The organism is Streptosporangiales bacterium, from assembly GCA_009379955.1.
Taxonomy (GTDB): domain Bacteria; phylum Actinomycetota; class Actinomycetes; order Streptosporangiales; family WHST01; genus WHST01.
Window position 1 is genome coordinate 1 of record WHST01000014.1, and the last position, 25136, is coordinate 25136.

At 69.3% G+C, this 25136-nt stretch carries 32 protein-coding genes and 2 pseudogenes; 14 read left to right on the plus strand and 20 right to left on the minus strand.

Annotated elements, in window-relative coordinates:
• The first annotated feature begins 211 nt into the window (after window positions 1-211).
• Window positions 212-580 (plus strand): VOC family protein, encoded by a 369-nt coding sequence (locus GEV10_06260; GenBank protein ID MQA78069.1) that lies wholly within the window; start codon window positions 212-214, stop codon window positions 578-580.
• Between the two features lie 13 nt (window positions 581-593).
• Here the strand turns inward: GEV10_06260 and GEV10_06265 are convergent, their stop codons facing one another.
• Window positions 594-986, minus strand: a complete 393-nt coding sequence (locus GEV10_06265; GenBank protein ID MQA78070.1) for a hypothetical protein — start codon at window positions 984-986, stop codon at window positions 594-596.
• Between the two features lie 30 nt (window positions 987-1016).
• Entirely contained in the window at window positions 1017-1610 is a 594-nt protein-coding gene (locus GEV10_06270) for an alpha/beta hydrolase (GenBank protein MQA78071.1), read from the minus strand.
• Between the two features lie 327 nt (window positions 1611-1937).
• On the opposite strand from GEV10_06270, the gene GEV10_06275 reads away from it, so the two are divergent.
• Window positions 1938-2762, plus strand: a complete 825-nt coding sequence (locus tag GEV10_06275; GenBank protein MQA78072.1) for a methyltransferase domain-containing protein — start codon at window positions 1938-1940, stop codon at window positions 2760-2762.
• 34 nt (window positions 2763-2796) lie between these two features.
• Here GEV10_06275 and GEV10_06280 read toward each other — a convergent pair whose 3' ends face one another.
• Both GEV10_06280 and GEV10_06285 read right to left on the minus strand, forming a co-directional pair.
• Window positions 2797-3045: a hypothetical protein gene (locus GEV10_06280; GenBank protein MQA78073.1), complete on the minus strand. Its 249-nt coding sequence runs from the start codon at window positions 3043-3045 to the stop codon at window positions 2797-2799.
• Between the two features lie 178 nt (window positions 3046-3223).
• Window positions 3224-3799, minus strand: coding sequence for a TIGR03086 family protein (locus GEV10_06285; GenBank protein ID MQA78074.1), 576 nt, complete (start codon window positions 3797-3799; stop codon window positions 3224-3226).
• Window positions 3800-3995: 196 nt separating this feature from the next.
• Here GEV10_06285 and GEV10_06290 point away from each other — a divergent pair, with 196 nt between their 5' ends.
• The 4 genes from GEV10_06290 (at window position 3996) to GEV10_06305 (ending at window position 6831) form a co-directional block, all read left to right on the plus strand.
• Window positions 3996-4682 carry a methyltransferase domain-containing protein gene (locus GEV10_06290; GenBank protein MQA78075.1) on the plus strand — a complete coding sequence of 229 codons (687 nt, stop codon included), beginning with the start codon at window positions 3996-3998 and terminating at the stop codon, window positions 4680-4682.
• Window positions 4683-4752: 70 nt separating this feature from the next.
• The gene (locus GEV10_06295) at window positions 4753-5061 is read left to right on the plus strand and encodes a metalloregulator ArsR/SmtB family transcription factor (protein MQA78076.1); all 309 of its coding nucleotides are present in this window, start codon (window positions 4753-4755) and stop codon (window positions 5059-5061) included.
• Window positions 5058-6179 (plus strand): ACR3 family arsenite efflux transporter, encoded by a 1122-nt coding sequence (gene arsB / locus GEV10_06300; GenBank protein ID MQA78077.1) that lies wholly within the window; start codon window positions 5058-5060, stop codon window positions 6177-6179. The genes GEV10_06295 and arsB overlap by 4 nt, the downstream gene beginning before the upstream one ends.
• The gene (locus GEV10_06305; GenBank protein ID MQA78078.1) at window positions 6169-6831 is read left to right on the plus strand and encodes an arsenate reductase ArsC; all 663 of its coding nucleotides are present in this window, start codon (window positions 6169-6171) and stop codon (window positions 6829-6831) included. The genes arsB and GEV10_06305 overlap by 11 nt, the downstream gene beginning before the upstream one ends.
• A 201-nt stretch (window positions 6832-7032) precedes the next feature.
• On the opposite strand, the gene GEV10_06310 is transcribed toward GEV10_06305, so the two are convergent.
• A complete protein-coding gene (locus tag GEV10_06310; GenBank protein MQA78079.1) occupies window positions 7033-7995 on the minus strand; it encodes an alpha/beta fold hydrolase in 963 nt (320 codons plus the stop codon).
• Window positions 7996-8055: 60 nt separating this feature from the next.
• Here GEV10_06310 and GEV10_06315 point away from each other — a divergent pair, with 60 nt between their 5' ends.
• A complete protein-coding gene (locus tag GEV10_06315) occupies window positions 8056-8682 on the plus strand; it encodes a TetR family transcriptional regulator (protein ID MQA78080.1) in 627 nt (208 codons plus the stop codon).
• A 73-nt stretch (window positions 8683-8755) separates the two neighbouring features.
• Here GEV10_06315 and GEV10_06320 read toward each other — a convergent pair whose 3' ends face one another.
• Window positions 8756-9271, minus strand: a complete 516-nt coding sequence (locus tag GEV10_06320) for a hypothetical protein (protein MQA78081.1) — start codon at window positions 9269-9271, stop codon at window positions 8756-8758.
• Here GEV10_06320 and GEV10_06325 point away from each other — a divergent pair.
• Complete coding sequence (locus GEV10_06325) at window positions 9231-9518, plus strand: alpha/beta fold hydrolase (GenBank protein ID MQA78082.1); 288 nt, start codon at window positions 9231-9233, stop codon at window positions 9516-9518. The two genes, GEV10_06320 and GEV10_06325, sit on opposite strands and share 41 nt — an antisense overlap.
• 253 nt (window positions 9519-9771) lie before the next feature.
• On the opposite strand, the gene GEV10_06330 is transcribed toward GEV10_06325, so the two are convergent.
• Window positions 9772-10683 (minus strand): phosphotransferase, encoded by a 912-nt coding sequence (locus tag GEV10_06330; GenBank protein MQA78083.1) that lies wholly within the window; start codon window positions 10681-10683, stop codon window positions 9772-9774.
• A gap of 330 nt (window positions 10684-11013) precedes the next feature.
• Entirely contained in the window at window positions 11014-11916 is a 903-nt protein-coding gene (locus tag GEV10_06335) for a hypothetical protein (GenBank protein ID MQA78084.1), read from the minus strand.
• 33 nt (window positions 11917-11949) lie between these two features.
• Between GEV10_06335 and GEV10_06340 the strand changes: the two genes are divergently transcribed.
• The 3 genes from GEV10_06340 (at window position 11950) to GEV10_06350 (ending at window position 14124) form a co-directional block, all read left to right on the plus strand.
• Window positions 11950-12384: a TIGR03667 family PPOX class F420-dependent oxidoreductase gene (locus GEV10_06340; protein ID MQA78085.1), complete on the plus strand. Its 435-nt coding sequence runs from the start codon at window positions 11950-11952 to the stop codon at window positions 12382-12384.
• Window positions 12385-13119: 735 nt separating this feature from the next.
• On the plus strand, window positions 13120-13512 hold the full coding sequence (locus GEV10_06345; protein MQA78086.1) for a hypothetical protein: 393 nt from the start codon (window positions 13120-13122) through the stop codon (window positions 13510-13512).
• Between the two features lie 66 nt (window positions 13513-13578).
• Window positions 13579-14124, plus strand: a complete 546-nt coding sequence (locus GEV10_06350; GenBank protein MQA78087.1) for an NUDIX domain-containing protein — start codon at window positions 13579-13581, stop codon at window positions 14122-14124.
• Window positions 14125-14167: 43 nt separating this feature from the next.
• Here the strand turns inward: GEV10_06350 and GEV10_06355 are convergent.
• Window positions 14168-15475, minus strand: a pseudogene (locus tag GEV10_06355) (hypothetical protein).
• Window positions 15476-16037: 562 nt separating this feature from the next.
• Here GEV10_06355 and GEV10_06360 point away from each other — a divergent pair.
• Window positions 16038-16373 carry a hypothetical protein gene (locus GEV10_06360; protein ID MQA78088.1) on the plus strand — a complete coding sequence of 112 codons (336 nt, stop codon included), beginning with the start codon at window positions 16038-16040 and terminating at the stop codon, window positions 16371-16373.
• A 61-nt stretch (window positions 16374-16434) separates the two neighbouring features.
• Here the strand turns inward: GEV10_06360 and GEV10_06365 are convergent, their stop codons facing one another.
• The 10 genes from GEV10_06365 to GEV10_06410 form a co-directional block, all read right to left on the minus strand.
• Entirely contained in the window at window positions 16435-17148 is a 714-nt protein-coding gene (locus tag GEV10_06365) for a hypothetical protein (GenBank protein ID MQA78089.1), read from the minus strand.
• Window positions 17149-17295: 147 nt separating this feature from the next.
• Complete coding sequence (locus GEV10_06370) at window positions 17296-17541, minus strand: hypothetical protein (protein MQA78090.1); 246 nt, start codon at window positions 17539-17541, stop codon at window positions 17296-17298.
• On the minus strand, window positions 17538-17918 hold the full coding sequence (locus tag GEV10_06375) for a terminase (GenBank protein MQA78091.1): 381 nt from the start codon (window positions 17916-17918) through the stop codon (window positions 17538-17540). The genes GEV10_06370 and GEV10_06375 overlap by 4 nt, the downstream gene beginning before the upstream one ends.
• Before the next feature lie 155 nt (window positions 17919-18073).
• Window positions 18074-18826, minus strand: a complete 753-nt coding sequence (locus GEV10_06380) for a hypothetical protein (GenBank protein ID MQA78092.1) — start codon at window positions 18824-18826, stop codon at window positions 18074-18076.
• Window positions 18804-19010, minus strand: coding sequence for a hypothetical protein (locus GEV10_06385; GenBank protein ID MQA78093.1), 207 nt, complete (start codon window positions 19008-19010; stop codon window positions 18804-18806). The genes GEV10_06380 and GEV10_06385 overlap by 23 nt, the downstream gene beginning before the upstream one ends.
• Window positions 19007-19192 carry a hypothetical protein gene (locus GEV10_06390; protein ID MQA78094.1) on the minus strand — a complete coding sequence of 62 codons (186 nt, stop codon included), beginning with the start codon at window positions 19190-19192 and terminating at the stop codon, window positions 19007-19009. Before GEV10_06390 ends, GEV10_06385 begins: the two co-directional genes overlap by 4 nt.
• A 253-nt stretch (window positions 19193-19445) precedes the next feature.
• Window positions 19446-20624 carry an AAA family ATPase gene (locus tag GEV10_06395; protein ID MQA78095.1) on the minus strand — a complete coding sequence of 393 codons (1179 nt, stop codon included), beginning with the start codon at window positions 20622-20624 and terminating at the stop codon, window positions 19446-19448.
• A complete protein-coding gene (locus tag GEV10_06400; GenBank protein MQA78096.1) occupies window positions 20621-20821 on the minus strand; it encodes a hypothetical protein in 201 nt (66 codons plus the stop codon). Before GEV10_06400 ends, GEV10_06395 begins: the two co-directional genes overlap by 4 nt.
• A complete protein-coding gene (locus GEV10_06405; GenBank protein ID MQA78097.1) occupies window positions 20818-21150 on the minus strand; it encodes a hypothetical protein in 333 nt (110 codons plus the stop codon). Before GEV10_06405 ends, GEV10_06400 begins: the two co-directional genes overlap by 4 nt.
• Window positions 21151-21245: 95 nt before the next feature.
• Entirely contained in the window at window positions 21246-21443 is a 198-nt protein-coding gene (locus GEV10_06410; protein MQA78098.1) for a helix-turn-helix domain-containing protein, read from the minus strand.
• A 279-nt stretch (window positions 21444-21722) separates the two neighbouring features.
• Here GEV10_06410 and GEV10_06415 point away from each other — a divergent pair, with 279 nt between their 5' ends.
• Together GEV10_06415 and GEV10_06420 are read left to right on the plus strand one after the other, a co-directional pair.
• Entirely contained in the window at window positions 21723-22127 is a 405-nt protein-coding gene (locus tag GEV10_06415) for a hypothetical protein (GenBank protein ID MQA78099.1), read from the plus strand.
• 74 nt (window positions 22128-22201) lie between these two features.
• A pseudogene (locus GEV10_06420) lies at window positions 22202-23488 on the plus strand (tyrosine-type recombinase/integrase).
• Window positions 23489-23852: 364 nt separating this feature from the next.
• Here the strand turns inward: GEV10_06420 and GEV10_06425 are convergent.
• Window positions 23853-24800, minus strand: a complete 948-nt coding sequence (locus GEV10_06425; protein MQA78100.1) for a hypothetical protein — start codon at window positions 24798-24800, stop codon at window positions 23853-23855.
• Window positions 24801-25136 lie beyond the last annotated feature (336 nt).

The following is a 25136-nucleotide window of genomic DNA, read 5'->3' on the forward strand; positions in this document are numbered from 1 at the left end:
AACCACGTGATCGTCGATCAACACGTACAGTGCGGTCAGGAGGGTGTTCAGATCTTTGCTCACACATCGAACATGAACACCCTCCCCCACATCCACGGCCACGACGCGCCCAGGCCCTTCAAGGAATCACTCATCTAGGCGCCGTGTCGGTCCTCCTGGGTACTGTGCGGGCACGTTCGAACGACCCGCCCACCCGTACGGAGGCAGCCCCATGGCCGGCGTCGCCCGCTTCCAGCTCGTCGCACTCGACACACCCGATCCCGAGGGACTCGCGCGGTTCTACGCCGACCTGACCGGCTGGGAGATCGAGCCGCACGACGCCGACGACGGCTGGGTGCAGCTGCGCTCCGGGTCCGGGGCGACGATCGCGTTCCAGCGCGCGCCCGACCACGTGCCGCCGCGGTGGCCAGACGCCGGTCACCCGCAGCAGCTCCATCTCGACTTCGAGGTCGACGACCTCGACCGAGGGGAGACGGACGTGCTGGCACTCGGCGCACGCAAGGCCGAGTTCCAGCCGGGCACGTCGTTCCGGGTCTACCTCGACCCTGCCGGGCACCCGTTCTGTCTCGTCATCGACTGACGCGAGCGGACGTTCAATCGTCGGTGTCCTCGTCCTCGACCATCGGGACGTGCGGTGACAACGACTCGTCCACCTCGAGCCGCACGTCACCGCGGCGCATCACGTACCGCTTCCAATGCTCGTCGTCGTGGTCGAACGTGTAGAGCACGCCGTACGACCCAGGCGCGGCCTGTGCCACGGCTTGGTAGAGCTCGAGCTGTCGGGGACCCTCATGGTTGTGGGCGCCGGCCACCCACAGGTGCAGGTCGCCGTTGGCCCAGCGGAGGTCGACCGTCTCGTTGACGATTCCCTGGGCCCCCTCGACGAGCCGGGCGACGGCCTGCACGGTGTCGCCGGTCGCGGAGTCCTCGAAGTCCACCACCTCGGGCGTCGTGCGGATCGTCGCCCAGCCGTGCCACTCGAACATGCCGCCGAGAATCTCACGCCGGCGCGTGCGTCAGCGCGCGCCTGTCCGGCCGAGTCCGGCCATGAACTCGCTCATGCCGGCCGTCACGACGCCGAGGTTCTCGACGGACTTCAGCGGATCGTCCGGCGCCTCCAAGCTGTGGTCGGCGCCGGCGACCTCGACGTACGCGTGGCCCAGGGCCCTGGCCACGTCGCCGTGCCAGGTGCCGTCGGCGGTCCCGCCGACCAGGAGGGTGGGCGCGGTGGCCCGGCCGAGGGCCTCGCGCACCTCGGGCCTGGACAGCAGCGGGGTGAGCCAGATCGCCGGCAGTCCCCGGTCGGCGGCGACGGACGCGGCGAGTGACCCGAGCGACTTGCCCACCAGCAACGGTCGTGCAGCGGTCTCCGCGTCGAGTGCGCGTTGTGCCTGGCCGGTCACCCAGGCGATGGTCTCGGTCCAGTCGAGCTCGTGCGGGTGATGCCACCACACCTCCTGCACCGACCAGTCGTGGTGGGCGAGGACGGCTCTGGCGTAGTGGAGCAGGGGTCGCGCGGCCGTGTACCCGGCGCCGGGAAGGATCACCGCGACCCGGTCGGGATCGGCCTCGTGCCTGGTGGGTCCGCCGAAGAGCGCCTGCGTAGCCATGGCGGGGAGTTTACGAGTGCGCCGGACGTGCCGGTGGTCGTCTGCGTAGCAGTGTCACCACCGGCTGGTGGTCTCGTACCGGGAGTGGCACACAGCGTGACGAGGACATCGCCGATGGGTGACACGACGCGGGCCGTACAGGCCTGGCTCGACAGGTGGAGCACCGACGAGGCCGTCGCCCACCGCACCGACATGCGCGACGGCGGGGGATAGCGTTCGCTCGGACGGGTCGACACGAGGAGGGCGGGTGCCGTGAGCGGGAGACCGGCGGGCGGGCACGGACACGGGCACGGACACGGCGATCCCTACGAGGACGACTGGGACGAGATGGCCGACCGGCTGGTGGGCGAGGCGGAGCTGTCGATCGCCTCCCTCGAGGAGTCGGCGCGCTGGCTCGCGCAGCTGACCGGCGACCGGCCCGTCCACCGCGTGCTCGACCTCGGGAGCGGCCCCGGCGTGGAGGCCTGCGTGCTCGCCGCCGCGTTCCCCGACGCGGTGACCGAGGCCGTCGACGGCTCGGCACGCCTGCTGGCGCTGGCGGCGGAGCGTGCGACCGGACTCGGGGTCGGCGACCGCTTCGTCACGTCCGAACGGCAGCTGCCCGACGGCCTCGACTCGCTCGAACCCGCGGACGTCGTCGTCTCGAGCCGGGTCGTCCATCACCTGGGCGACCAGGCAGCCGCGATACGCCGCATCGCCGCCCTCGTCCGGCCGGGTGGGCTGCTGGCGATCAGCGAGGGCGGGCTACCGCAGCGCACCCTGCCACGCGACATCGGTGTCGGCCGGCCGGGACTCGAGGCGCGGATCGACGTCGCGCTGCAGGACTGGTTCGGCGAGATGCGCGCCGCCCAGCCCGATGCCGTCGCGACGGTCGAGCACTGGCCGGGGATCCTCGCCGGCGCGGGGCTCGTCCCGTGCGGCAGCCGCTCGTTCCTCACCGACCTGCCCGCGCCGCTCGACGAGCGGGCGCGGGCGGTGGTCACTGCTCGGTGGGGCGGCGTGCGCGACCGGGTGCAGGAGGTCCTCGCCGCCGACGACCTGGGCACGCTGGACCGCCTCCTCGACCCCGACGACCCCGCGGGCCTGCAGCGGCGCGACGACCTGTACCTGCTGACCGCCAGCACCGTCCACGTCGCTCGCGTTCGCGGGTGAGCTCAGGCGACCACGGCGGTCGCGTCCGACCGGGTCACGGGACGACGAGTCGGAGGATGACCGTCACGAGACAGAGCACCAGGACGGCGATGCCGCTCACCCGCGTCCAGGTGAGCCCGGCACGGGAGGGCTCGGGCAGCTTCTCGTACTGCCACAACCGGAACAGGTGACTCAGGTTCCACGCGTGCCGGGGAGCCAGGATCGCGAGTGCGCACCAGCCGAGCGCGACGAACGCCCCGAGCACCCAGAACAGGTGGCCGAACTCGATCTGTTCGAGGTCCACGTCCGGCCGACCCCCTTGTCCGTTGCGGGCCCGTTCGAGTCACGCCGCACGTGCACGGTTCCCTCCGGTCTCGTCGGCTACCCGCCGACCCCGGGGACAGCGTGACCGCGACGACGTCGGACACGTAGCGACCGCCCTCGACATCACCCGGGACCACGAGCCGCGGCCGAACGCCGGGTCAGGACGCCGCGCGGCCGGCGAGGCCGAGGATGCGGTGGAGCAGCGGGGCGTCGGCAGGGACTGGGACCTCGGGGCCGTAGGCGCCCATCTTGCGCCCCATCTGGGCGGTGTTCTCGAGCTCGCCGTGCACGAATGCGAGGACGTCGTCGTCCCAGACCGGCCGCTGATCGGTGGCCTGGGCGAGGTCCCACCCGTGCAGGACGAGCTCCCCGACGACCATGCCGCCGATCATGGGCGCCGGCATCGGCGTGGGGCCGACCATGCTCGTCGTGCCCTCCCACGCCTCGGGCGCACTCCACGCCGCGGCGGTCCGCTCCAGCTGCGCGACGAGATCGCCGGCCCAGTCGTCGGCCTTGGTCAGGTCGACGTCCGACTCGTTCTCGGCCGGCGGCGGTGTGGGAGCCTTGCGGCCCGCCCCCTCCAGCGACGGTCCGAAGAACAGCAGGTGATTGACGAGCCCGCGCACGTCGTACTCGGCGCACGGTGTTTGTGCGTCGAGCTTGTCGGGCCCGATGGCGCGGACGATCTCCACGACGGGCGCGCACGCCCGTCCGATCAACTGGTTTCCATGCATGCCGTCACGGTAGACGCGACGGCCTGCCGTCGTATTGGAGAAAGGCGACAAGCTCGGTTGTAGCTGTCGAATCGCACGAGACCATCCACGCTCCCATCGCCAGGTTGCGGGCGACCGTACGCTTGCCGGCTAAAAGGTTCGGCCAACGCCCGCCATCGGGGGCCGCGGGCGTGACCACGCTCGAGAGGATCCGCTGGTGAGCCGCGAATCGAACCCGGACAACGGTGGAGGATCAGCGGACCGACCCAGGCCGCTGTTCGGCCGCTACTACGCGCGGGTCAGTGAGCGGCTGGAGGCGGAGGGGCTCACCGAACTGCGCCGGGAGCTGCTCGCGGGCCTGTCGGGCGAGGTCGCAGAGATCGGCGCGGGCAACGGCATGAACTTCCGCCACTACCCGACCTCGGTCATGGCTGTCGCGGCCGTCGAGCCGGAGCCGTACCTGCGCGGGCTGGCCGTCCGCGCTGCCGGCTCCGCGCCGGTGCCCGTGACCGTCCACGCCGGCCGGGCCGACCGGCTTCCACTCGCCGACGACTCCGCCGACGCCGCTGTCCTTTGCCTGGTGATGTGCTCCCTGGACGACCGTCCGGCGGCGCTCGCGGAGCTGCTGCGGGTCCTCCGCCCCGGCGGCGTCCTGCGGTTCTTCGAGCACACCCGCGCGGAGACGCCGGGTCTCCGGATGGTGCAGCGCCTCGCCGACGCCACCGTGTGGCCGCTGCTGACCGGTGGGTGCCACACCTCGACCGACCCCGTGGCGGCGCTCACCGACGCGGGCTTCCGTGTCGGTGACTGTCGGCGGCTGCGGTTCCCCGAGCGCTTCACCCAACCGTCGACCCCGCACGTGCTCGGCGTCGCTCACGCTCCGCCTTGCGTCTTGGATCGATAAGTGTCAAATTAGATGGGTGACGAATCAAGGTGCGGCTCCCGCTCCGGCCGACGCGTGCGGCGGCACGCTGATGTGCGTACCGCTGGGAGAGGCGGAGGCGAGCGAGCTGGCGCCGCTGTTGAAGGCGATCGCGGATCCCGTCCGGCTGCGGCTGCTGTCGCTGATCGCGTGCCACGAGGGTGGCGAGGCGTGTGTCTGTGAGCTGACCGGCGCGTTCGAGCTGACCGCACCGACGATCTCGCATCACCTGAAGGTGCTGCGCGAGGCCGGCCTGATCGCCGCCGAACGTCGGGGCACCTGGATCTACTACCGCGCCGACGGCCGGGTTCTCGGCCGGATCTCGGCGCTGCTGGCCGCTCGGGAGCTGGTCGGCGCGTGACCCGCTCCCCTCGGTCCGACGTTCTCCCCTCCACGCCGTCGGAGAGCGAGCCGCAGGTCACGGCTCGCCTGTCGCGCCTGGACCGGTGGTTGCCGGTGTGGATCGCCGCGGCGATGGCCGTGGGGCTGCTCGCCGGCCGGACGGTGCCGGGTATGGGTGCGGCGGTGGACGCGGTCAGCGTCGACGGGGTCTCGCTCCCGATCGCGGTCGGGCTGCTGGTGATGATGTACCCGGTGCTGGCGAAGGTCCGCTATGACCGGCTCGGCGCGGTCACCGGTGACCGCCGGCTGCTCGTCCCGTCGCTGGTGCTGAACTGGCTGGTCGGACCTGCGCTGATGTTCGCGCTGGCCTGGCTGTTCCTGCCCGACCTGCCCGCCTACCGGACCGGACTGATCATCGTCGGGCTCGCCCGCTGCATCGCGATGGTGATCATCTGGAACGACCTGGCCGGCGGTGACCGCGAGGCCGCCGCCGTCCTCGTCGCTCTCAACTCGGTGTTCCAGGTCCTCGCGTTCGCCGCGCTCGGCTGGTTCTACCTGCGGGTCCTGCCCGGCTGGCTCGGTCTCGACACCGCCGGCCTCGACGTGTCGGCCTGGGCGATCGCCCGCAGCGTGCTGATCTTCCTCGGTGTTCCCCTGGTCGCCGGTTACCTGACCCGCCGCCTCGGCGAACGTGCGCGCGGCCGCACCTGGTACGAGACCCGGTTCCTGCCGCGGCTGGGGCCGTGGGCGCTGTACGGGCTGCTGTTCACCATCGTGGTCCTGTTCGCGCTGCAGGGCGACGCGATCACGTCCCGGCCGCTCGACGTGGCCCGGATCGCCGTGCCCCTGCTGGTGTACTTCGCGGTGATGTGGATCGGCGCCTACGCGTTCGGTCGCGCGGTGCGGTTGCCGTACGAGCGGGCGACGACCCTGGCGTTCACCGCGGCGGGCAACAACTTCGAGCTCGCCATCGCGGTCGCGATCGCCACCTTCGGCGTCACCTCTGGCCAGGCCCTGGCCGGCGTCGTCGGCCCGCTGATCGAGGTCCCCGTCCTCGTCGCCCTGGTCTACCTGTCGCTGGCGCTGCGCCGGCGACTCCGCAGCGCCGCACCGGGAGGGCAGACTGATGACTCGTGACGGATGCGCCGACCTGGAATCGTGTCACGTACTCGATGCCGGGCCCGTGCTCGACCGTGCTGCCGCGCACCTGGCAGAGCGCTACACCGGCACCTTCGCGTACGAGACCGTCCGCGACCTCGTCCGCGACTCCTACATCCGGCTGACCGCGACCGCCCGCATCCACACCTACCTACCCGTACTCGCGACCCGGCTGGCCGACGACCGGCTCCGTGCCACCGCGAAGATCCGAGGAGTCCTGATGCCCACCACGCCCGAGGTCCTGTTCGTCTGCGTGCACAATGCCGGCCGTTCACAGATGGCCGCCGCCCTGCTCGACCACCACGCCGCCGGCCGCGTCCTCGTCCGGTCCGCCGGATCCACTCCCGCCTCGCAGATCAACCCCGCGGTCGTCGAGGCGATGGACGAGCTCGGCCTCGACCTCTCCAAGGAGTTCCCCAAGCCTCTGACCGACGAGGCCGTCCAGGCCGCCGACGTCGTCGTCACCATGGGCTGCGGCGACGCCTGCCCGGTCTACCCCGGCAAGCGGTACCTCGACTGGGATCTGCCCGACCCCGCCGGCCAACCCCTCGAGACCGTGCGCGCGATCCGGGACCAGATCGACACCCGCGTCCGCTCCCTGCTCGCCGACCTCGCACTCGCACCCGGCTGAGCTTCCTCGGCCGTGGTGCCGATCACCTCGCGGCCGCAACACGTGAACGGCACCCTCACCGTGCCCCGACACGGTGAGGGTGCCGTTCACGGGTGCGCTCCGATCACGTGGACGTGATCAAACGGTGCGGGCGGCGAGCCTACTGACGACTCAGGCCCATGTGCCCTTGCTCAGCCGCCTGGTCAGGTACGCCGCGACGCTTCAGGTCAGGGACGACGTCGGCTCCTGGTCAAGGCCCAGCCACGGCCGGCTGCGTCCTGCCGTCTCGGCGGTGTCCGGCACGTGACGCGGTGGGTCAACCGGCCTGGACGGCGAGCCCGGTCGTTGTCGTCTCGTGTCCGCGGCGATGGCGTCGGCGAGTTGCTCTGGAGCGTCGAGTGCGATGAGCGTCCTGGCGTTCGGTACCTCCACGAACCGGGCGTCACCGAAGGCCTGCTGCAGGCGGCGGCCGAGCGTCGTCTTGAAGGCGTTGTCGGCGGTGCCCCACAGGATCGTGACCGGTCCGCTGAACCGGCCGAGCCGGGTCGAGACGTCGAGCAGGTCCTTGGGATCGGCGGCCTCGAGGAACGCGACGGCGTCCTTGCGGATCGCCTTGTTCGTGAGGCTCGGCTCGATCCAGGCCCGTGTCTGCGCGGGGTCGAGATTGTTGGCGAGCAGCCCCAGTCCCATCGGCGAGTGCCGGAAGGCGCGCGATCGCATCGGCTGCAGGTTGAGCTTCATCCTGATCTCGCCCTTGAGCAGGGAGAACATGATGGTGAACGGGAACGGGGGGAACGTGTCGAACGCGTCGCAGTTGGTGAGGACGACCCGGCCGATCCGGCGCGTGTCCGTGTCGAGCAGGAACTGGCACAGCGCGCCGCCGGTGTCGCCGCCCACGAGCGTGACATCGCGCAGGTCGAGTGCCTCGATGAAGGAGAGGATCTGCTTGGCGACTCCGCGCGGTGACTGGTCGGTTCCCGGCTTCACGGGGGAGCGGTGCGCGCCTAGTGGCCAGTCGGGGGCGTAGGAGCGGATGCCCTGTGTCGCGAGCAGGTCGGCGACACCTGACCAGAGCGACCCGTCCATCAGGAACGGGTGGACGAAGAGAACCGGCGGTGCGGCCGAGGTGGTCGGACCGGCGGCGCGGAAGTTCACGATTCCGTGTGGGAGTTCGATCGATGTCACGGTGCGTCCCCTAGTCTGTGCAAGTTACCGACAACCTCCATGTACTTACAGGCAGACTGTATGAATAAATCACGCCGTACGCAAGCCGAACGCACGGCCGCCACCCGGGCCGCGCTCGTCAGTGCTGGGCGCCGGCTCTTCGCCGAGCACGGGTTCGCCGGAGTGGGGACCGAGGCGATCGTCCACGATGCCGCCGTGAGCCGCGGCGCGCTCTATCACCACTTCGCGGACAAGACCGAGCTGTTCGCGGCGGTCCTCGACGACGTCGAGGGTGAGGTGTCGGGTCACCTCGCTGCCGTCGTGAGCGCCGATGCCTCCGGCGGCTTCGTCGAGGTCATGATCCGCTGCGTCGAGGCCTGGCTCGACGCCTGTGAGCGACCCGAGGTCCAGCGCATCGTGCTGGTCGACGGCCCGTCGGTACTGGGCTGGGTGCGGTGGCGCGAGATCTGTCAGCCGCACATCCTCGGGCTCGTCTCGACCGCCCTCGCGCAGGGCATGGCGGACGGCTCACTCGACCCGCAGCCCGTCACGCCGCTCGCACACCTCCTGCTCGCCGTCGCCGACGAGGCCGCGATGTATGTCGTCAGCAACGCGGACCCGGTCGCCGCGCGCCGCGAGATCGTGGCGATCGTGCGCCGGCTCCTCGAGTCACTCACCCTCGGTGCCGTGTCACCTCATCGAACCTGACCGCCAGTCGGCGTCCCTCGTTCATGCAGGGCACCCCGGGCTGAGTGGACGATGACCGTAGCCGTCACGCCCGTCAACAGTCGAAGACCGACCAGCAGATCTCGTTTCGCAACCGCTGATCCTCCAGGACGAGTTCGCGAATCGCATCCGGAAGCTGTTCGCGCTGCCAACGGCACTCGAGCCGGCCGGCGCTCTCACCCTCGCATCCGGTGGCCGCCGCACGCGCGGCCTTGATCGCGTATGCCGCAGCACCGAGCTCGTGTGCGGCGACATGCGCCACCACCGCAGCCTGGCCGGCAGCATATGCGGCGTGCCGAGCGGCTCCGCTCAACTCTCTTGCCGCGGCCATGGCATGGCCACCCGCCGCGGGGGACTGAGACATCGTGATCTCGCCTCGTGTCCATGCCCGAATCTGCTCGATCGCCAGACGGGGCTGCGGGGCCGAGGGTTGCACCGACTCGAAGAGGTGCAGAACGTGCTCTGCGCACGCGGCAGCCCACAAAGCCAGGAGCCGATGGTCGGAGTCCGTGAGCGTCCCCCCGCGGCGGATGGTGATGAAGCGGGGGTCGCGCTCCTTCGGCAGGATCACGGTTCCACCGTTCCTGGGTGCATCTGCCCAACCTAGCCAAGGGCCATGTTGGACGTGCCAGACCGCGGTGCTCCTTCAGCGAGTCACCCACGACCGCCTCGGCGTCGACCGAACGGTCGTGCTGGTGGGGCACTCGATCGGCAGTTTCATCGTCCGTGTGCTCGCCTCGCAATGGCCCGATCGGGTGGCGGGCATGGTGTACGTCGATGGCACTGTGCCGGAGGTGTTCGCGCCCACCAGTACGTGACCCGGATGCCGCGGTGCGATGGCAACTGCACGAAGGCGATCGGAAGGAGAAGGAGGCCCTGTCCAGACAGCCTGGACGGCGCCTCTTTCTGTTGCTACGTATGGACTTTCGAGCTTAGAGCGGGTTACTGGAATCGAACCCGCATTGTCAGCGTGGGAGTCCGAGCAACGGTGCCTTTCGAGCGGTCGGTGTGCGTGATGGATCGTCCGTGAGCGCTGTCGAGTGACCGTGGCTGACCGTGCGTAACAGCACATCAATAGCACGGCGGTCGCTGCTGCTCATCGTCGGCGAGAACCTCGTTCACGGTGTGTTGGCCGATGTGATCGAGCACGGGGTTGTCGGCCGAGTGAGCTGTCATGAGCAGGCCGAGGAGTAGTGCCCAGCCACGACCGCGCGCCCATGTCGCGTCGTCGACCGATAGCGCTGTCCGGAATACGTTACGGACGTCGGCGGAGAAGACCGTCCATGCGGCCATGACGTCGCAGGCGGGATCGCCCACGGCTAGGAGGCCGAAGTCGATGACCGCGGTCAACTGACCGTCTTCGACCAGCAGGTTGGCGGGATGGAGGTCGCCGTGGAACCACACCGGCGGACCCTGCCATTGCGGAGCCGCCAGCGCGGCATCCCAGGCTGCGGTCACGGTGGTGACGTCGAATCGGTCACGGACGCTGTTGATGTCGGCGCGGGTGAACTGGTCGCGCGTCGCCAGGGGAACGCCGCGCAGCTCATTGCGGGGTCCGTTGGTGGTGGCGACTGTTCGAAGCGCCTTGATGAACCGGGCCAAGTCGAGTGCTGCCTGCCCCGGGTCGGCGAGGGGTGCGGCGGCCGCGATCTCGCCGTGCAGCCATCGGCATACGGTCCAATGCCACGGGTAGCCCTCCGCTGGTGTCCCCTTTCCGAGCGGTGCGGGAATGGCGAGTGGCAGCACTGGGACGAGCATCGGCAGCCACTGGTGCTCCTTCTCGACTTGTCCAGCGCTCATGCCTCGGCGAGGCAGTCGTACGGCGAGGTCCGATCCGAGGCGATAGATGGCGTTGTCCCATCCGCTGGCGTCAACGGGCTGGATCGGGAGGTCTGCCCACTGTGGGAACTGCGCATTGAGCAGTCGGCGCACCAGGGGCACGTCGATGTGTACCTCTGCGGCGGGCTTGTGACCTGCACTCACGCGTATCCTTTCGTCGCCAGAGCCATTTTCGCGCCGCGAGGACGTGGAGAGTCGTGCCGACCCCTACTCTGCCCCGTCCTCCTCATAGGAGCCGCTCGTAGGCCGCAGCGGAGTGGGTCAAGGGGTCGAGCTTGCTCGATCGCGAAGCGACAAGAAGTGCCGTTGACGCGCGGAGTGAAGGCCGAAGACTGGTCCGGCGAGGAGGGCGGGACCGTGACTCACGAAGCGTGATCTGTAGGAGCGAGCAATGCAAGGTCGGTCCTCTGCGCCAAGCAGGTAGCGGCGGCTTGCAGTGTCGTCTGGGTGAAACTTCGGCGGGTGCCGTTTGGGTTATGTTGGCGGCAGGTACCACCACCGTGCAGACGCCCAGTCGGTGTCCGGTGGTTGACTCGCTAGGGCAGCCGGGCCAGTACCCAGCCGTATAGGTTGAGCGCGACCTGAACGCGCCGTGGCGTGTCGGCGAGAAAGAGCTGCCGATAGAGGTTCTCCACGTTGGGAGGACCTGACAGGTCCCGCAGGTGGCGTCGCACTGAGCTGTTCGGGGGCAGTGGCAGGTTGTTGGCTGCCCACAGGCCCTCCATGAGCTGCCAGGAGGCGGTCGCGGTGACGAAGGCGGCCTTTAGTAAGTCGCCACCGCTCATGGCGACACGAATCTTCTCTGCGGGGGTGGCGAAGACGCTGGGCGAGGTCTGACTTTTGTTGGTCGGTAACCCGGTAGGTGTCGAAGCCATGCTGAGCGTGCTGTCTCAGCCGAGTGAGGACTCCTCCTGAGTCGTAGAGGATTCGCCCGTCGAGGTAGGCGTAGACATGCATCGGGTCTGACTCGAGATTCGCTCGCGCAGCTGGCTCATCGGCGTATCCGCGCTCCACCAGGATCCCGTCACGCGGTGCGTCGTGACGCGGCCTGCTCAGGCCGTCCGCGAGGATGAGCCGTAGGTCTATGTCGGTTCCGGGAAGCGCGTCGCCTCGCGCGAGTGAGCCAGTCAGAAGAAGACCGATCACGTCCTCGTCTCGCTTCGCTTCATCGACCAGCTCCCCCAACATGACGTCGTACGGCACGGACATAGGTCGCCTCTCGTCGCGGGGACGTCGGTGCACCAAGATAGCCAGCTTGGAAGATGTGCTTCGCGCTGGTGCGTGCTCGTGCGTGGTGTTTGGTGTGGTGTTCTGTCCGTTGTTGACCGTGGCTGATCCCAGGCTGACCGTGACGTGTGGCCCTGATGTGGCCCACATATGCCGAGCGGGGAGTGTCTAGGGTTGGTGGATATGACGCAGAGTGTGCTCCCCGACCCCAGCACTCCGTTCGGCGAACGGGTCCTGCGCCGGTTGCGCGAGGAACGGGTCATCTGGATCATCACGATCGACAAGGACGGCACTCCACAGCCGAACCCGGTCGGGTTCCTGCTCCAGGACGACAACTCGATCCTGATCTACAACGACGCCAAGGCGAACCGGATCAAGCATGTCATCGATCGGCCCCGGGTGGCCCTGCATTTCGACGGCGACGGCGCCGGCGGTGACATCGTGGTCTTCACGGGCACCGCGAGCCCGGCGACGGACGTTCCGCCGGCCCACGAGAACCCGGTTCACATCGCCAAGTACGGCGATGAGGCGGCCCGGGTGTTTGGCAGCGTGGAGAAGTTCAGCGAGAGGTTCCCAACGCCACTGCGGATTGAGATCACGCGGACTCGGGGCTTGTAGTGGGGTGAGAGCGCTTGTCTGCCAGGCGATTGCTGCTGACCGTTCCCCTCCCTCACCCGATAGGTGCCGAACCAGCCGAGACGGCGTCGGGGTCCAGGGATCAGCGGGAAGATGTTTCCGGCCCCGGAGTCCTCGCACGAGCGGTAGCGGTCGATCGACGAGTGAGGCTGTGGCCGGAAAGATCTTGTCGCCCTGGACGCCGAGGACGGCTCGGCGCACACTCCGGGCGTCGGGCGAGGGGGAACCCACCTGAACGTGTCGTGAGCGGCCGTTGTGCGGGCTCCTGGTGGCGCATGTGGCCGACTGCTTGCTCGGGTTGCCTTGTCTGGTTCAGGTTGCGTCCGGTGGCTGGCCGCGCCGTCCGTGGACGGCCCCCAGGCGCCCGCGGCGGCGGCGGCCAGCGCGCCGCAGGCGCGCCTTGATGGAGTAGAGCCGGTTTCGGCAACCAAGATCGTTTGGAGCGGGTGACGGGAATCGAACCCGCATTGTCAGTGCGGATGAGGTTCGTACGGGCAGGTTCACCGTAGTACGTCTGTGCAGGTCAGGCCGGATACGTGGACCTCCGCGAACCCGGACGGCACCCCATGAACTGCAACCAGGACTGCAACTCCCGTCGACCACCCGGGAAGGAGGCGCAGGCGCTCCCCAGAGCGCCAAGAGACCAGAGCGGCCCCGGCCGGTGCAGCAACACCGAGCCGAGGCCTCGATCGACACCGTAGGAAGAAGGCCCCGATCGTGAACACGAGTCTGACATCCCATGCCCGCCCCGACTACGCCCGCTGCCGCGACTGCCCCGCCTGGTGCGGCGGACATGCGGCCGGCGACCCCGACGACGACGGCACCACGCACAGCGCGTTCGTTCCCGAGCTCTCCCTGCTCGAGATCCGCAACCATGTCCGCGGCCAGGTCGAGCGGCCGGGCGGCGACACGGTCGGGCTGTGCCTCCGGCAGGAGAGCGACCCCGACGGACCGGGGAACCTCAACATCCCGCTGCTCTACGTCGACGTCTCCGGCCGGGGACGCATCCCCGGCCAGCGACAGTCCGTCGAGGTGCAGATCACCAGCGGGGAAGCGCGGTCGCTGGCCAGCATGCTGGTCGCGCTGGCGGACCGGCTCGACCTCGCTTAGCACGCCGCACCAACCAGCCGGGTGCTCTGAGCACCCGGCTGGTTGGCGTCCCGGTACGGTCGTCGTGTGTCCAGCGACCACGACCCGACGCAGTGGACGATCCATGGCGAGCGACTCGTCGACGAGAACCGGCACATCCGGCTGAGCGTGGCGTCGGTGACGCTGCCCGACGGCGTCGAGTTCGACCAGTACGTCATCAGGATGCCGCGATGCGCGATGACCGCCGTCGTCGACGAGCAGCGCATCCTGCTGATCCGGCGGCACCGGTGGATCATCGACCGGTGGGTGTGGGAACTGCCCGGCGGCTACGTCGACCACGTCGAGGACGGCGCTCTCGCGGCGGCGCGGGAGGTGGAAGAGGAGACCGGCTGGCGGCCGACCGGGCCGATCGATTTCGTGATGACCTACCAGCCCATCATCGGCTCAGGTGACTGCCCGCAGGACCTCTACGTCGCGCACGGCGCCGAGCAGACAGGAGCGGCACCGGACATCAACGAGGCCGCCGACGTCGCGTGGTTCCCGGTCGCCGACGTGCCGGCGATGGTCGCCGCTGGGGAGGTCGTCGGCGCGGCCACGATCATCGCCGCGCTGCACCTGCTCCGTTCACCGTGAGCGCGCGCGTCTGCTCGACGAACGCCTGGACTATGGGGACTTCGGCATACGGGCCAAGCGCGGCGTGCAGCTCGGAGAGCCGGCGGCGGGCGCGCCGCGACTTCACGTCGGCGGCGAGACCGGCGGCCTGACTGCCGACCGAGCAGGCTTGCTCGACCTCGCCCTGCTGAGCGTGGATGGTGGCGAGCAGCGTGACGTTGAACGTCTCGCCGCGGGTGTACCCGTCGACCATCCGCAGCGACCGGCGCGCGTGATCCTCGGCGGCGGCGAAGTCGCCGAGGTCCCGCAGCGCGTGCCCGAGCTGCGCGGCCAGGTAGGCGGCGTCGTAGTAGCCGATCCACGCTGGCGCGGCGCCGGGATCGTGCCGGTCGAGGGCCCGCTCCGCGGCCGCGGTGGCGCGGACGGCGGCGGTCCGGTCGCCGAGCGCTGCGAGGGCGCGGGCCTCGGTGACCAGGGCCTCGCTGACCAGGGCGGGCACGGCGGCCTTGCGTGCGGACACCAGGGCAGCGCGGGCGAGGTCGACGGCGTCGCCAGGTCGGCCGACATACTGCGCCTGCTGACTCATCGCGGCGAGAATCTCCCCGCCGAACCCGAAGTCACCCGCCGTGCGGGCGAGCCGCAACGCCTGGATCATGTACCGCTGCGCAAGGCCGTGCTGCTCAAGGTCGTACGCCATCCAGGCGGCAAGGTGGGTGAGCTCGGCGACAGCGGCGAACAGGTCACGACCGACCTGCTCGGGGTACTGCCCGGCGAGCAGTGGCGGCACCTCCTCGTGGAGGTACTTGACCACCATCGACCGGGTGTGTCCGCCGCCCCAGCGGTTGTCCAGGCGTCGGAACAGCGCGGTGACCTCACGCATCGCGGCGACGTCGACCTGCCCGACACGACGTGACCCGGTGCCGGTCGGCGGCGGGTCGTTCGGCGCGGTCAGCCACCGCACGGCGGGGGCTGCGAACGCGCCGGCCGCGTACGTGGCGTCGACGAGGAACCCTCGCCGTTGCAGGTCGCCGTGCCAGAGCTGCGACGCCGTACGCAGACCCTCGGGCCACGCGAGCGCGAAGTCCAGGCCGAGATCCGGCCGGACCGCCGCCGGCCGCATCCCCACATCCGCGGGAGTCACCGCACGGCCAAGTAGCGCGGAGAGAACCTCGGCGATCAGGTCCGGTGTTGGCGGTCGCGGCAGCTGGCCAGCAAGCCACCGGATCACCGAGCTGTGGTCGTAGGTCATGTCCCGCATGCCGTAGGCGCGCCCGGCATCGTTGACCCGCCGGGCGAATCCCTTGTTCGAGCACCCGGCCTCGACGAGCAGCCGATGCAGCTGCCCGTTCGGTTCCCGCGGTCTGCGTGCCATCGCCCGCCCCTCGACGTGCCTCCCGAGTCTGGCACACCTACCTGTAGTCCACCTGTCTGCGCGACGCACGCACGCCCCCCGGTGCACACACCCGCCCCCGACGCACGCACTCCCGCTCACGCCGTCACCGATGCAGGCTCACGACCATGCGCGACTTAGTCTGGGAGTGACTGGGGGCACCGAAGTGAGCGAGGACCAGGCGACGCCGACCGAGGGCGACGAGGAGCGGTGCAAGCCGCACGACAACCGGGAGCCGTGCCCGATGTGCCTCGCCGAGAAGTACCGCGTCCCCGTCTGGAACTCCATCTGAGCTGGTGGACCGGCCGTCGCGGCGCCCCGACAGTGCGGCCGGTTCACCGCGAGCGGCGTGGCGGTCGGCACTGCTGTCCCCCAGGACACCCGCCGGCCGTCACGTCCCGGCCCTCGACGGGACAGGATTGGACCCCTCGGACCCGTCGGGGGCTCGAGATCTTCAGGACGAGCGCGTATCCCCGGACGGTCGTAGGTCGTTGCCTGAACGAACCATGTTCGCATCTGCCCACTGAGGATGATGGAGACCCGCGTGATCAAGACCGATGCCGACAACCAGCTCCTTTGTCCCAGTTGTGGCGCGGAGTGGGTGCACACCGACATCGTGTACGTGTCTGCTCGACACGAGGACGGGTCATTCAACGAGATCTCGGTGAACGGCGTCACAGGCCAGGTCGTCACGAACCGGCCAGAGCCCGGTCCCGTCGGGCCAACCCAGAACGAGGGTCGTCGCCACCGCATGGCCGTCACCGGCTGGTGTGAGCACTGCCCCGGTCGCTTCGCATTGGTGTTCACTCAGCACAAGGGCGTGACCTTCGTGGAGACGGTCTCCGCAGGTGACCGCTCGGTTCAGGGCGATCCCGTCTGACCCTCGGGAGCACGGCCACGGCCGCCTCACGGGACCGTTCGACACCGCCCGACCGGTACGGCTAGCGTGCTGACGCGGGTCGCGGGTCGGTCACGAAGGCAAGGAACGCGTTGCCCATCTCGGTCGTCCGCTCTGCGGTCAGGCCTTGCCCGGTCATCATCCCGTGCAGGCTGCCCGTGTTGGTGAACCCGGCGGCTGCGATGTCGGCGAACAACCGGTCGTAGAGGTCGCGTCGGCCCTTGAGCTCCGGGATGCCGCGCTCGATGATGTGGCTCAGGCCTCCCGCGCTGAGGTTCGGCCATGCGAGACCTCGGCTGGCGTACCAGTCGAGCGGGTTCGCGAGCAGTCTCAGAAGACGGAGGTGCGACGGCGTGAAGTCCCGTACGTACCGCAGGAACATCGCTCTCGTGTCACTGTCGAGGTCGCTCGGTAGCGCCGAGTTGAGTACCGCGTTGCGGAGTGCGTCGAGCTTGTCCTGCTGGCCCGTCGCGGTCGCTGACGCCGTTGCATGCGCCAGAGCGTCGAGGAACTCCGTGTTCTGGGCGAGGCTCTCCGCGGTGAGCTCGTCGACCTGGTCGAGCAGATCCTGGACTGCCTCGGTGATGTCCTTCTGCCACTGCTCGCGCCGCTTCTCGTACGCGGCACCGACCACGGCGGCCCAGATAACGGCGACCGGCCCGCCGACCACCGGCACTGCCGAGAGCCCGGCTTCGATGATGGTGGCGGCGACGGCCTTGTCTGTCGACCTCTCCGGCGGGTCACTGATGGCGTTCATGACCGTCTAACGAGCCGGCCCACGGCAGCGATACGCGACGACAGCCACTCGACCATCTCGAACCGATGCTCCTCTCCGACGAGGGGGACGGCAGCGGTGGCGACGCCGCGCGTGGTCCCGGACGTCGACTAGACGTCGGGGCGTTCGTCACGGCCGCAGGTACTCCCGAGGGTCTGGGCCGTCGCCCGGCGGGCACGCCGCGCGCCACCTCCGCCAGTCGATCACCTCACCCAGCCGGTCCGGGTCGAGCAGGCCATGCTCACGGGCGAACGCCTTCCGCGCCGCATGCCACACCCTGAAATCCTCCACCGACCCGTAACCCGGGTGCCGGCGCAGCTCCGCAGGCACCACGACCCCGTCAGGCGCCGTGAACACCGACTTCCTACGCCTCACGACACCGCGCCCCGGATCCCGTACACGCCACGCGCACCGGCACGGCGCTGCGGCCGCCGCGCGCCCTGCTGCTCGTCGCCCTCCTCGCCGGCCGGCAACCGAAGCGCGGCCGACAACCTGGCCAGAGTGATACGCGCCTGCCGGCTCTCCACGATCGCCGGATGCACCCGCGTGACCATGCCGGGGCCCGGCACCATCGTCCCGTCCCGTGCCGCGATCGCGGCGAGCTCGTCACACAGGTCGACCGTCCGGACCATCTCCCGCAGCAGGACGACTTCGTGCTCCTCGAGCTCGTACTCCTCGAGGATGCTCGACCACAACCGGCGGCCTGACGAGCGCGTGCCGGCCGGCGGCTTAGGCACCTTCGACTCGGTCATCTCGGACAACTCCGTTCGTTTCAGGGGTCCCGGCTAGGAAGCGACCTCTCCGGCGGTTCCGCTTACTGGGGGCCGGAACCCCACCTGCCCAGGGGGTGTGGCGCGCGCGTCGTTTCCCGCGCGGGAGGAGTGCGCTCGACGCGCGCGCCACACGTCTACTGCGGGGCGAGATGCTGGTCGACCCACTGCGTACGGTCGTGGTCGCGCTGCAGTGCTGCTGCTTGGACGGCGGCATCCTCGACCTCGGCCATGGCCAGGTCGACGGCCTCGGCGTACGACGCGGTACGTCCGCGGCGGGCGGCTTCGCCCTCCTTGCTGGCGCTGGGTCGGCCGTGCCACTCGACGGGCGGAGCGGGTAGCAGGCGGGCCAGCGCCAGCCGGAACCGCTGGAACTCGGTGTCGTTGATCGGCTCGTCGCGGTACGCCTCGGCGTCTGTGCGCCACGCGGCGAGTCTGGTGTTGTACTCCTGCCGGCTGATGTCTCTGGGTACCTGGAGCATGGATAGGAGGTGGGCTTCTTCGCCTACCCGCTTGAAGTGCTCCCGTCGGGCAGTGACCGCACGCCGGTCGAGCTCGTCGAAGTGCCGGTCGATGGTCACCCGGTCGTCGGCGACCTCGCGGACGGCGACGCGGTACTCGCGCCACGCGGCTAGGGTGTCGCCGCCGTCGCGCACGGCCACCTTGAACGCGGCCCACGCGGTGTCGACCCGGCCGCGGTTGCGGTCGCTGAACGTCGAGCGACGCTCCCGCCACCACTGGCCTGCAAGGCGCTCGCGCTGGGCCTGGCGTTCTGCCTCGACGCGCTGCCGTTCGGCTTCCTCCTCCTCGAGCAGGGCTCGCAGGTTTGCGGCCTGGCGCTCGGCCTCGGCGGTCTGTGCGGCCAGGTCAGGACTGGTCTTCGTCGCCATGGTCGTTCTCCTCGTGTTCGGTGTCGGGTTGCTCGGCGCTGTCGTCGATGACGGTCATGCCGAACGTCGAGATGTACGTGCGTCGGGACTTCACGGCGGGTTCGCGGCCTACGTACGGCTTGCCTGGCGGGCACAGGCATCTGCCGCGCGGCAGGCAGTAGGCCGGCGTACGACAGCCGCTCATGCTGCCGCCGGTGGGGTGTCGTCGGGCAGCACCTCGCCGGCCTGTCGTACGCCGTTGTCCGCGCCGCGGGGCAGCGGCCGGCCATTGTGGTCGACGCGGGCGCGGTACTCCGCAAGCTGGACGGCCTTCTCGGCGAGGCTGTCGCGGATCGCGCGCAGCCCGCCGAGTCGCTCGTTCTCCATGCGGTGCTTCCTCTCGTGTCGTACGCCGCGCTGTCCGCGGCGCCGTTGGCGGGTCACGTCGGGTATCCGCATCCGGGGTGGGTGGTGTCGCCGAGCTCGGGATCGACGAGCTTCCGCCGGCCACCGCATGGCGCATCGATGTGTGCCCAATGCCACGTGACGAGCTGCCCGCACTTGGCTCGCACGCTGCTCTCGCAGACTGGGCACTCGGCTAGCGCTGCGGGCGTCGCCGAGACCCGGACGCCTGCGCCGGTCACCGCGGTGAACATGGGTCCTCCTCGCAGTGCCCATGAGCGTCGACGTCCCCGAGCGCCGGGTCGAGTGGGAATCCGCAGACGCGGCACCGACGAACTGTGTCCCAACCGTCCCGTTGTCCCAATCGCTCACCGTCGACTTGGGACAACGGGACGGTTGGGACAGGGGTGTAGAGGCCCCGGGATGCTCGGCGGAGTCGGCCGGCGTCGACGAGTCGGGCTAGGTAGCGGCGAGCGTCGTCGCCGAGTGCGGCCTCCACATCGCGGGCGCGGACGCCGTCGGGGTTCTTGCCGACAAAGGCGACGACCTCGGCGGACCGGTCACCGAGTCCTGCGGTCACCCGTGCCTCGCGGGCGCGCCGTGCCGCGGCGTCGAGGTCTTCGCCGTCGAGCGTCCAGACGGCGTCGTCGAACGTGACGGCGTACTCGCCTTCCGGGGCGTCGCGGCCGGTGACCCTCAGGACGCCGGTGGTCTCGCCGCGCGCCCGTGAGACGACGAGGACGGAGTCGGCGGCACCGGCGAGCCCGTTCGTGCCGGAGACTGCGTCGACGAAGTCCTCGGATGCGGCCTTGCGGTCGTGGTGGTTGACGAGGAGGCAGGCGCCGGGGTGGTCGTCGGCGAGCCGCTTGAGCGTCGATCCGATCCGGTAGTCGCGGCTGTACGTCGTCTCGCCCTGCAGCGCCGGCGGCATCACCTTGCCGAGGGTGTCGAGGATGACGAGCGGCCGCTCTGCGCCGTGCATCCCCAGCCACGCGGCGAGCGTCGCGACGACGTTGCCCGGCATCACCTGCGTCATGTAGTCGAGCCGTTCGGGGATCGGCTCGCGGTCGAGGAGCCGCCGGCACCGGTCCTGCATCCGCCGGTCACCGTCCTCGAGCGCGGCGTAGAACACCGGCCGCGCCTCCCCCGCTGGGAGGCAGCCGAGCGCGTACCCGCCGTGCGCGACGCCGAGGGCGAAGTCGAGGACCATCCAGCTCTTCCCGATCTTCGGCGCGCCGACGAGCAATGACAGACCCTCGGGCACCACGCCAGGGACGGCGTAGGTGAGCGGTAGGAACACCTGCCCGTCGAGCCACTTCCCGTTGCGGAGGCCGGCGAGGAGGTCGGGGGCGTTGGTGGTGACCTCCGCGGCGGCGTGGCTGTGCGCGGGCTCGTCGTCCCAGGAGAAGTCGCTCACGGCGCCACCTCCGCGCCGAGCTCGCTGCGGAGCAGGTCGAGCACCTCCCGCTCGAGGTCGACGGCTGGCAGGCCGAGGACGATGCGGGCCCTGTGCTTGGCGCTGGCCGTGGCGTACTCGGATGCGAGGAGCCGCCGGGCCAGCGCACGGACCCGCGCGGCGACGACATCCGCCGCACCGATGTCGTCGCGGTTCATGAGGCCGACCTCGTCTCGTCGAGGTCGGCGGTCGCCCGACGCGCCCACTGCGGACCCAGGTACGGCCACCGCCCGAGCTCGACGCCGCGGAGAGCGCCAGAGAGCGCCGTCACCACGTCGGCGACACCGCGGGCATCCTCGCCGACGACCTCGATCTCTCGGGCCACCACCGTGGCCGCGGCGAGCCGGGAACGCGCCTCCACGGTCAGTCGTGCAGCGGCGCCGATGTCGACGAGCACGCGGACGCCCGCCGGGACAACGTCACGCGGCCAACCGGCGGTCAGCGCGCCGTCGCAGTCGACGTGGCCGGCGAGGTCGAGTCGCAGCACCCCGGACACCCGGGGCTCGGTTAGGCTGTCAGGAGACCTCGTCGCGGTGGTCTGTTGGGCGTCCGGCCCCCGGGGCGGGCGCCTTCTCTCTGCCCTCACGCGGCGGCGCCGCCGTTCTGCTGGGCGAGAAGCCGCCCGACGTACACCTCTAGCGCAGCGCGCGGAATGCGTCGTGCCCGCCCGATCTTGACCGACTCCAGCTCGCCGGAGGCGATCAGGGCGAACGTGCGCGTGCGTCCGATACCGAGTTCCTGCGCGGCCTGTTCGGGGTTGAGAAGCAGTGGCTTCTGCACGGTTCCTCCATGACTCCAGCGGACCACATTGATCCTCTGAGATGAGGAGACACTGCAGCGGGATCGATGTCAAATACCGCTGGGTTCATTGGCGTGTCCAGCGGACGTTGACGAACCGTGGTGAACGCGCGTACTGTCGCCGGCATGGCGCAACGGGGACCGGATGCAGATGACCTCCACACGCACATGCCGGGCAACCCGGATACACGGACGGTGGAGAAGTGGCTAGACCGTCGACTTGGGCCCAAGTGGAAGGGCTGGCCCGCAGAGTCGTCGGGCGTGCCGGAGGCAGCGATGTTCGCCCGCTTCGAGCAAGGCTCGACGGGACGGTGGCTCCTGACGGGTGTGCTCCTGCTCGGGGAGGCGGTGACTGCCGACCGTCTTCGAAAGGTGCCTGTCGCCGCGCTTGAGAACTCGTGGAACCTCACCGTCGATGGCGGAGATTTCCGTGCGGAGGTCGAGGCCCTACCGCCACTCAAGCGGGAGCCGGGAATGCCACCCGAAGAGTTTTCCGATCTGGTTGCACAGCACTACACCACCTGGGCTCGCTACGTCGCGCACCCAGCGGATGCGATGGCCGCCGAGCACGGCATCAAGGTGCCGACTGTCCACACCTGGATCCGCGAGGCGCGTCTCCGCGGCTTCCTTCCGCCGGCGCGACGAGGGAAGGGACGCGGCTTGTGAGCAAGCGGAAGCCGAACCTACGGAGCTCGATCTACCTGAGCGAGACCGACGGGCGCTGGCACGGCTGGGTGACGATGGGGATCAAGGATGACGGTTCACCCGACCGTCGTCACCGTACGGGCTCATCCGAGACCGAGGTCACGCGCAAGGTGAACGGCCTTGAGCGTGAGCGGGACAAGGGCAACGCGGCGAACGCAGGGCGGGCACCCACGGTTGAGCAGTGGATGACGACCTATCTCGACACGATCGCTGTGCGGAAGCTCGCGCCCCGCTCGTACGACGACTACTGGTCTAAGACGCGGACGTGGATCGTCCCCAGCGTCGGCGCGCACCAGCTCGACCGGCTGCTACCGGAGCACGTCGACCAGATGCACGCGCGAATGATCGCGGCCGGACGCTCGTCGAACCACGCGCTGAAGGTGCATCGGGTGCTGTCGCGCGCGCTTGAGATAGCGATGCGCCGCGGCAAGGTCGCGCGGAACGTGTGCAAGCTCGTTGACCCACCGTCGCCTGGCGAGTCCGAGCTGACGCCGCTCACGGAGGCCGAGGCGCGGAAGGTGCTCGCCGCCGCAGCCGCGCGGCGCAACGGCGCCCGGTGGTCGGTCGGCCTCGCGCTCGGACTACGGCAGGGTGAGGCGCTCGGCCTGCGCTGGGCGTACGTCGACCTCGCCGCCGGGGTCGTGCGGGTGTGGTAGCAGATCAGCCGCGCGAACTGGCGGCACGGCTGTGCCGACCCGCACACCTGCGGCAAGCGATTCCACCGCGCCGCGTGCGCGACTGCGTGCATGCAGCACCGGCATCGCAGGAACTGCGAGTCGGACTGCCGCACGCCGTCGCACCGGTGCCCGAAGCCGTGCCCGCCGCGGTGCACCCGCCACGCGGCGCAGTGCCCGCAACGACAGGGTGGCGGCCTGACGTTCCGCGAGCCGAAGGCCAAGGGCAAGCGCACCGTGCCGCTGCCCTCCGAGCTCGTGCCGCTGCTGCGCGCGCACCGTACCGCGCAGCGTCGTGAACGGCTCGTCGCGGGAGAGCTGTGGCAGGACAACGACCTCGTGTTCTGCCGGCCGGACGGTTGGGCCATCGCCCGCAACGACGACTGGCGCGACTGGAAGGCGCTGCTTCGCGCTGCCGGCGTTCGTGATGTCCGCGTGCACGACGGTCGACATACTGCAGGCACGTTGCTGATCGAGCACGGTGTGCACCTGCGCACCGTGCAGGAGATCCTCGGTCACTCGCGGATCACCACGACCGAGAGATACACCCACGTAGCCTCGCCGATGGCGCAGGACGCCGCGGAGCGAATGAACCGCGCACTGTGGGGATCGGCGACAACCGCAACCAGAACTGCAACCGAGGACTAGCGGCGATGGCACGCTACGAGGGGGAAAACCGCAGGTCAGAGGCCATCTGTCTGGGAGCGGGTGACGGGAATCGAACCCGCATTGTCAGCTTGGGAATCCGAGCGAAGGCCGGGTATAGCGGGTCTTCTGTGCGTGATCGATGGTCCGCCTGGTCGCCCGACTGACCGTGACTGACCGGCCGTAACAGCACGCAGACAGCACGACCCCCACACCTCCACCGTCCTCCTCATAGGAGCCGCTCGTAGGCCGTAGCGGAGTGGGTCAAGGGTCGAGCTTGCTCGATCGCGTAGCGACGGCGAAGCCGCCCTTGACGCACGGAGTGAAGGCCGGAGACTGGTCCGGCGAGGAGGACGGCCTCTGCGACTCAAACGAAGATCGCGAGGGGAAGGATTTGGAGTGCTGGACCTGCAACGATGGCCTCGGGTGCGTTGATGTCGAGGTCACCATCGGACGATTCGGTGAGGTCGTTGATGAAGGACCGCGAGAAGTCCGAGCCGGCAGCGCCCAGTGCGGTGCGACGGAAGAGGTTGATCTCGTCGTTCGTGTCCACGGTACTCGTGATCTTTCCGAGTACGGTGAATTGCCCGCCGAGAAGGTGTGCTTCACCTTCGGGTGGGAGGTATTCGCGGGCTACTGTAAGTACGGCGCGAAGGCTCGGGTCACCCTGAAGTACTAGATCGATGATCGGCGATTTCTCGACGTCCTTGTGCATTGTTCGCAGCATGTAGGCAATCTGCTCAGGGTCCTCACTGTCGTCGTCAGTCGTGGGAGGTTGGGTAGCTCTGGTCTGTTCGCGCTGGGCTCGCCGCCTAGCTGCGCGGTCCTGGGGTACAGCCTGGGAAGGGGTCTCCTCTTCGGAGAGATCAAGCCCTAAGAATGGTGCGATGGCGTACATGAGATCGAGAACCTTGGCGAGCGGATTGCCGAGCACGGCACCCGTCAGCTCGACGAGCTGGCCGGGCTTCAGGCTAGGAAGTTCGGTGGGGTCGCTGACGAGGGTGACCCGGCCCTCCTGCGTGAGTGTGTGGCGAAGATGATTGAAGAGCGACGCTTCTGTGTGTTGGCGGACAACGTGGGTCTCCGTGCGCTGCGCGGCTCCCGAGTGCCGTTTGTATCGGCCGTCGGCATTGAGGCCAAAGAGACTGAAGATGGTCGGTACGCCCACCTTGGCACCGATCTCACCATCTGTCGCTTTGTCGCTCTGGACCTCCTGTATGATGTTGTTCTCGAACGAAATGCCGTCCTGCAAAGCGGCAAGAAAGCTAATGAGCATTGGCACGTCGAGGTAGACGGGATGGACGAGTTCCATCATCGCTGAGCGGTTACGTGGCATCTGTGACTGCACGACCTTTCCGCATGAGTGAGTATCTGACGAAAACAGGACCGTAGATCGCGCAACAACGACCCTTGTTCATATTGCGGAAGTGCGGTGCTGAGCTACATCTGACCACGCTGTGTGCTGATTCAACCTTGGTCCGGGCCGTCCGCGAGGACGGCGCTCCGCGCCGCCCGCAGCGACGGTCGCGGGCGCCGCGTCAGCGGCGCCTTGATCTACAAGAGGTCAACTCGGCAAGGTGGACACCCGGACCCGTGTCCTGTGCCGCCTGATGCTTGACAGTGGCATGCCGGCTGAAGCTTGACATGATCT

Excerpts from the sequence above, each read along its gene's own strand:
- GEV10_06260 (MQA78069.1), top strand. The coding sequence starts at position 212 with ATGGCCGGCGTCGCCCGCTTCCAGCTCGTCGCACTCGACACACCCGAT.
- GEV10_06390 (MQA78094.1), bottom strand. The coding sequence starts at position 19,192 with ATGGAGAACGAGCGACTCGGCGGGCTGCGCGCGATCCGCGACAGCCTC.
- GEV10_06335 (MQA78084.1), bottom strand. The coding sequence starts at position 11,916 with ATGTGGGCCACATCAGGGCCACACGTCACGGTCAGCCTGGGATCAGCC.
- GEV10_06315 (MQA78080.1), top strand. The coding sequence starts at position 8,056 with ATGAATAAATCACGCCGTACGCAAGCCGAACGCACGGCCGCCACCCGG.
- GEV10_06270 (MQA78071.1), bottom strand. The coding sequence starts at position 1,610 with ATGGCTACGCAGGCGCTCTTCGGCGGACCCACCAGGCACGAGGCCGAT.
- GEV10_06375 (MQA78091.1), bottom strand. The coding sequence starts at position 17,918 with ATGACCGAGTCGAAGGTGCCTAAGCCGCCGGCCGGCACGCGCTCGTCA.
- GEV10_06305 (MQA78078.1), top strand. The coding sequence starts at position 6,169 with ATGACTCGTGACGGATGCGCCGACCTGGAATCGTGTCACGTACTCGAT.
- GEV10_06385 (MQA78093.1), bottom strand. The coding sequence starts at position 19,010 with ATGAGCGGCTGTCGTACGCCGGCCTACTGCCTGCCGCGCGGCAGATGC.
- GEV10_06285 (MQA78074.1), bottom strand. The coding sequence starts at position 3,799 with ATGCATGGAAACCAGTTGATCGGACGGGCGTGCGCGCCCGTCGTGGAG.
- GEV10_06425 (MQA78100.1), bottom strand. The coding sequence starts at position 24,800 with ATGATGGAACTCGTCCATCCCGTCTACCTCGACGTGCCAATGCTCATT.
- GEV10_06265 (MQA78070.1), bottom strand. The coding sequence starts at position 986 with ATGTTCGAGTGGCACGGCTGGGCGACGATCCGCACGACGCCCGAGGTG.
- GEV10_06365 (MQA78089.1), bottom strand. The coding sequence starts at position 17,148 with ATGAACGCCATCAGTGACCCGCCGGAGAGGTCGACAGACAAGGCCGTC.
- GEV10_06275 (MQA78072.1), top strand. The coding sequence starts at position 1,938 with ATGGCCGACCGGCTGGTGGGCGAGGCGGAGCTGTCGATCGCCTCCCTC.
- GEV10_06380 (MQA78092.1), bottom strand. The coding sequence starts at position 18,826 with ATGGCGACGAAGACCAGTCCTGACCTGGCCGCACAGACCGCCGAGGCC.
- GEV10_06295 (MQA78076.1), top strand. The coding sequence starts at position 4,753 with ATGTGCGTACCGCTGGGAGAGGCGGAGGCGAGCGAGCTGGCGCCGCTG.
- GEV10_06325 (MQA78082.1), top strand. The coding sequence starts at position 9,231 with ATGGTGATGAAGCGGGGGTCGCGCTCCTTCGGCAGGATCACGGTTCCA.
- GEV10_06400 (MQA78096.1), bottom strand. The coding sequence starts at position 20,821 with ATGAACCGCGACGACATCGGTGCGGCGGATGTCGTCGCCGCGCGGGTC.
- GEV10_06340 (MQA78085.1), top strand. The coding sequence starts at position 11,950 with ATGACGCAGAGTGTGCTCCCCGACCCCAGCACTCCGTTCGGCGAACGG.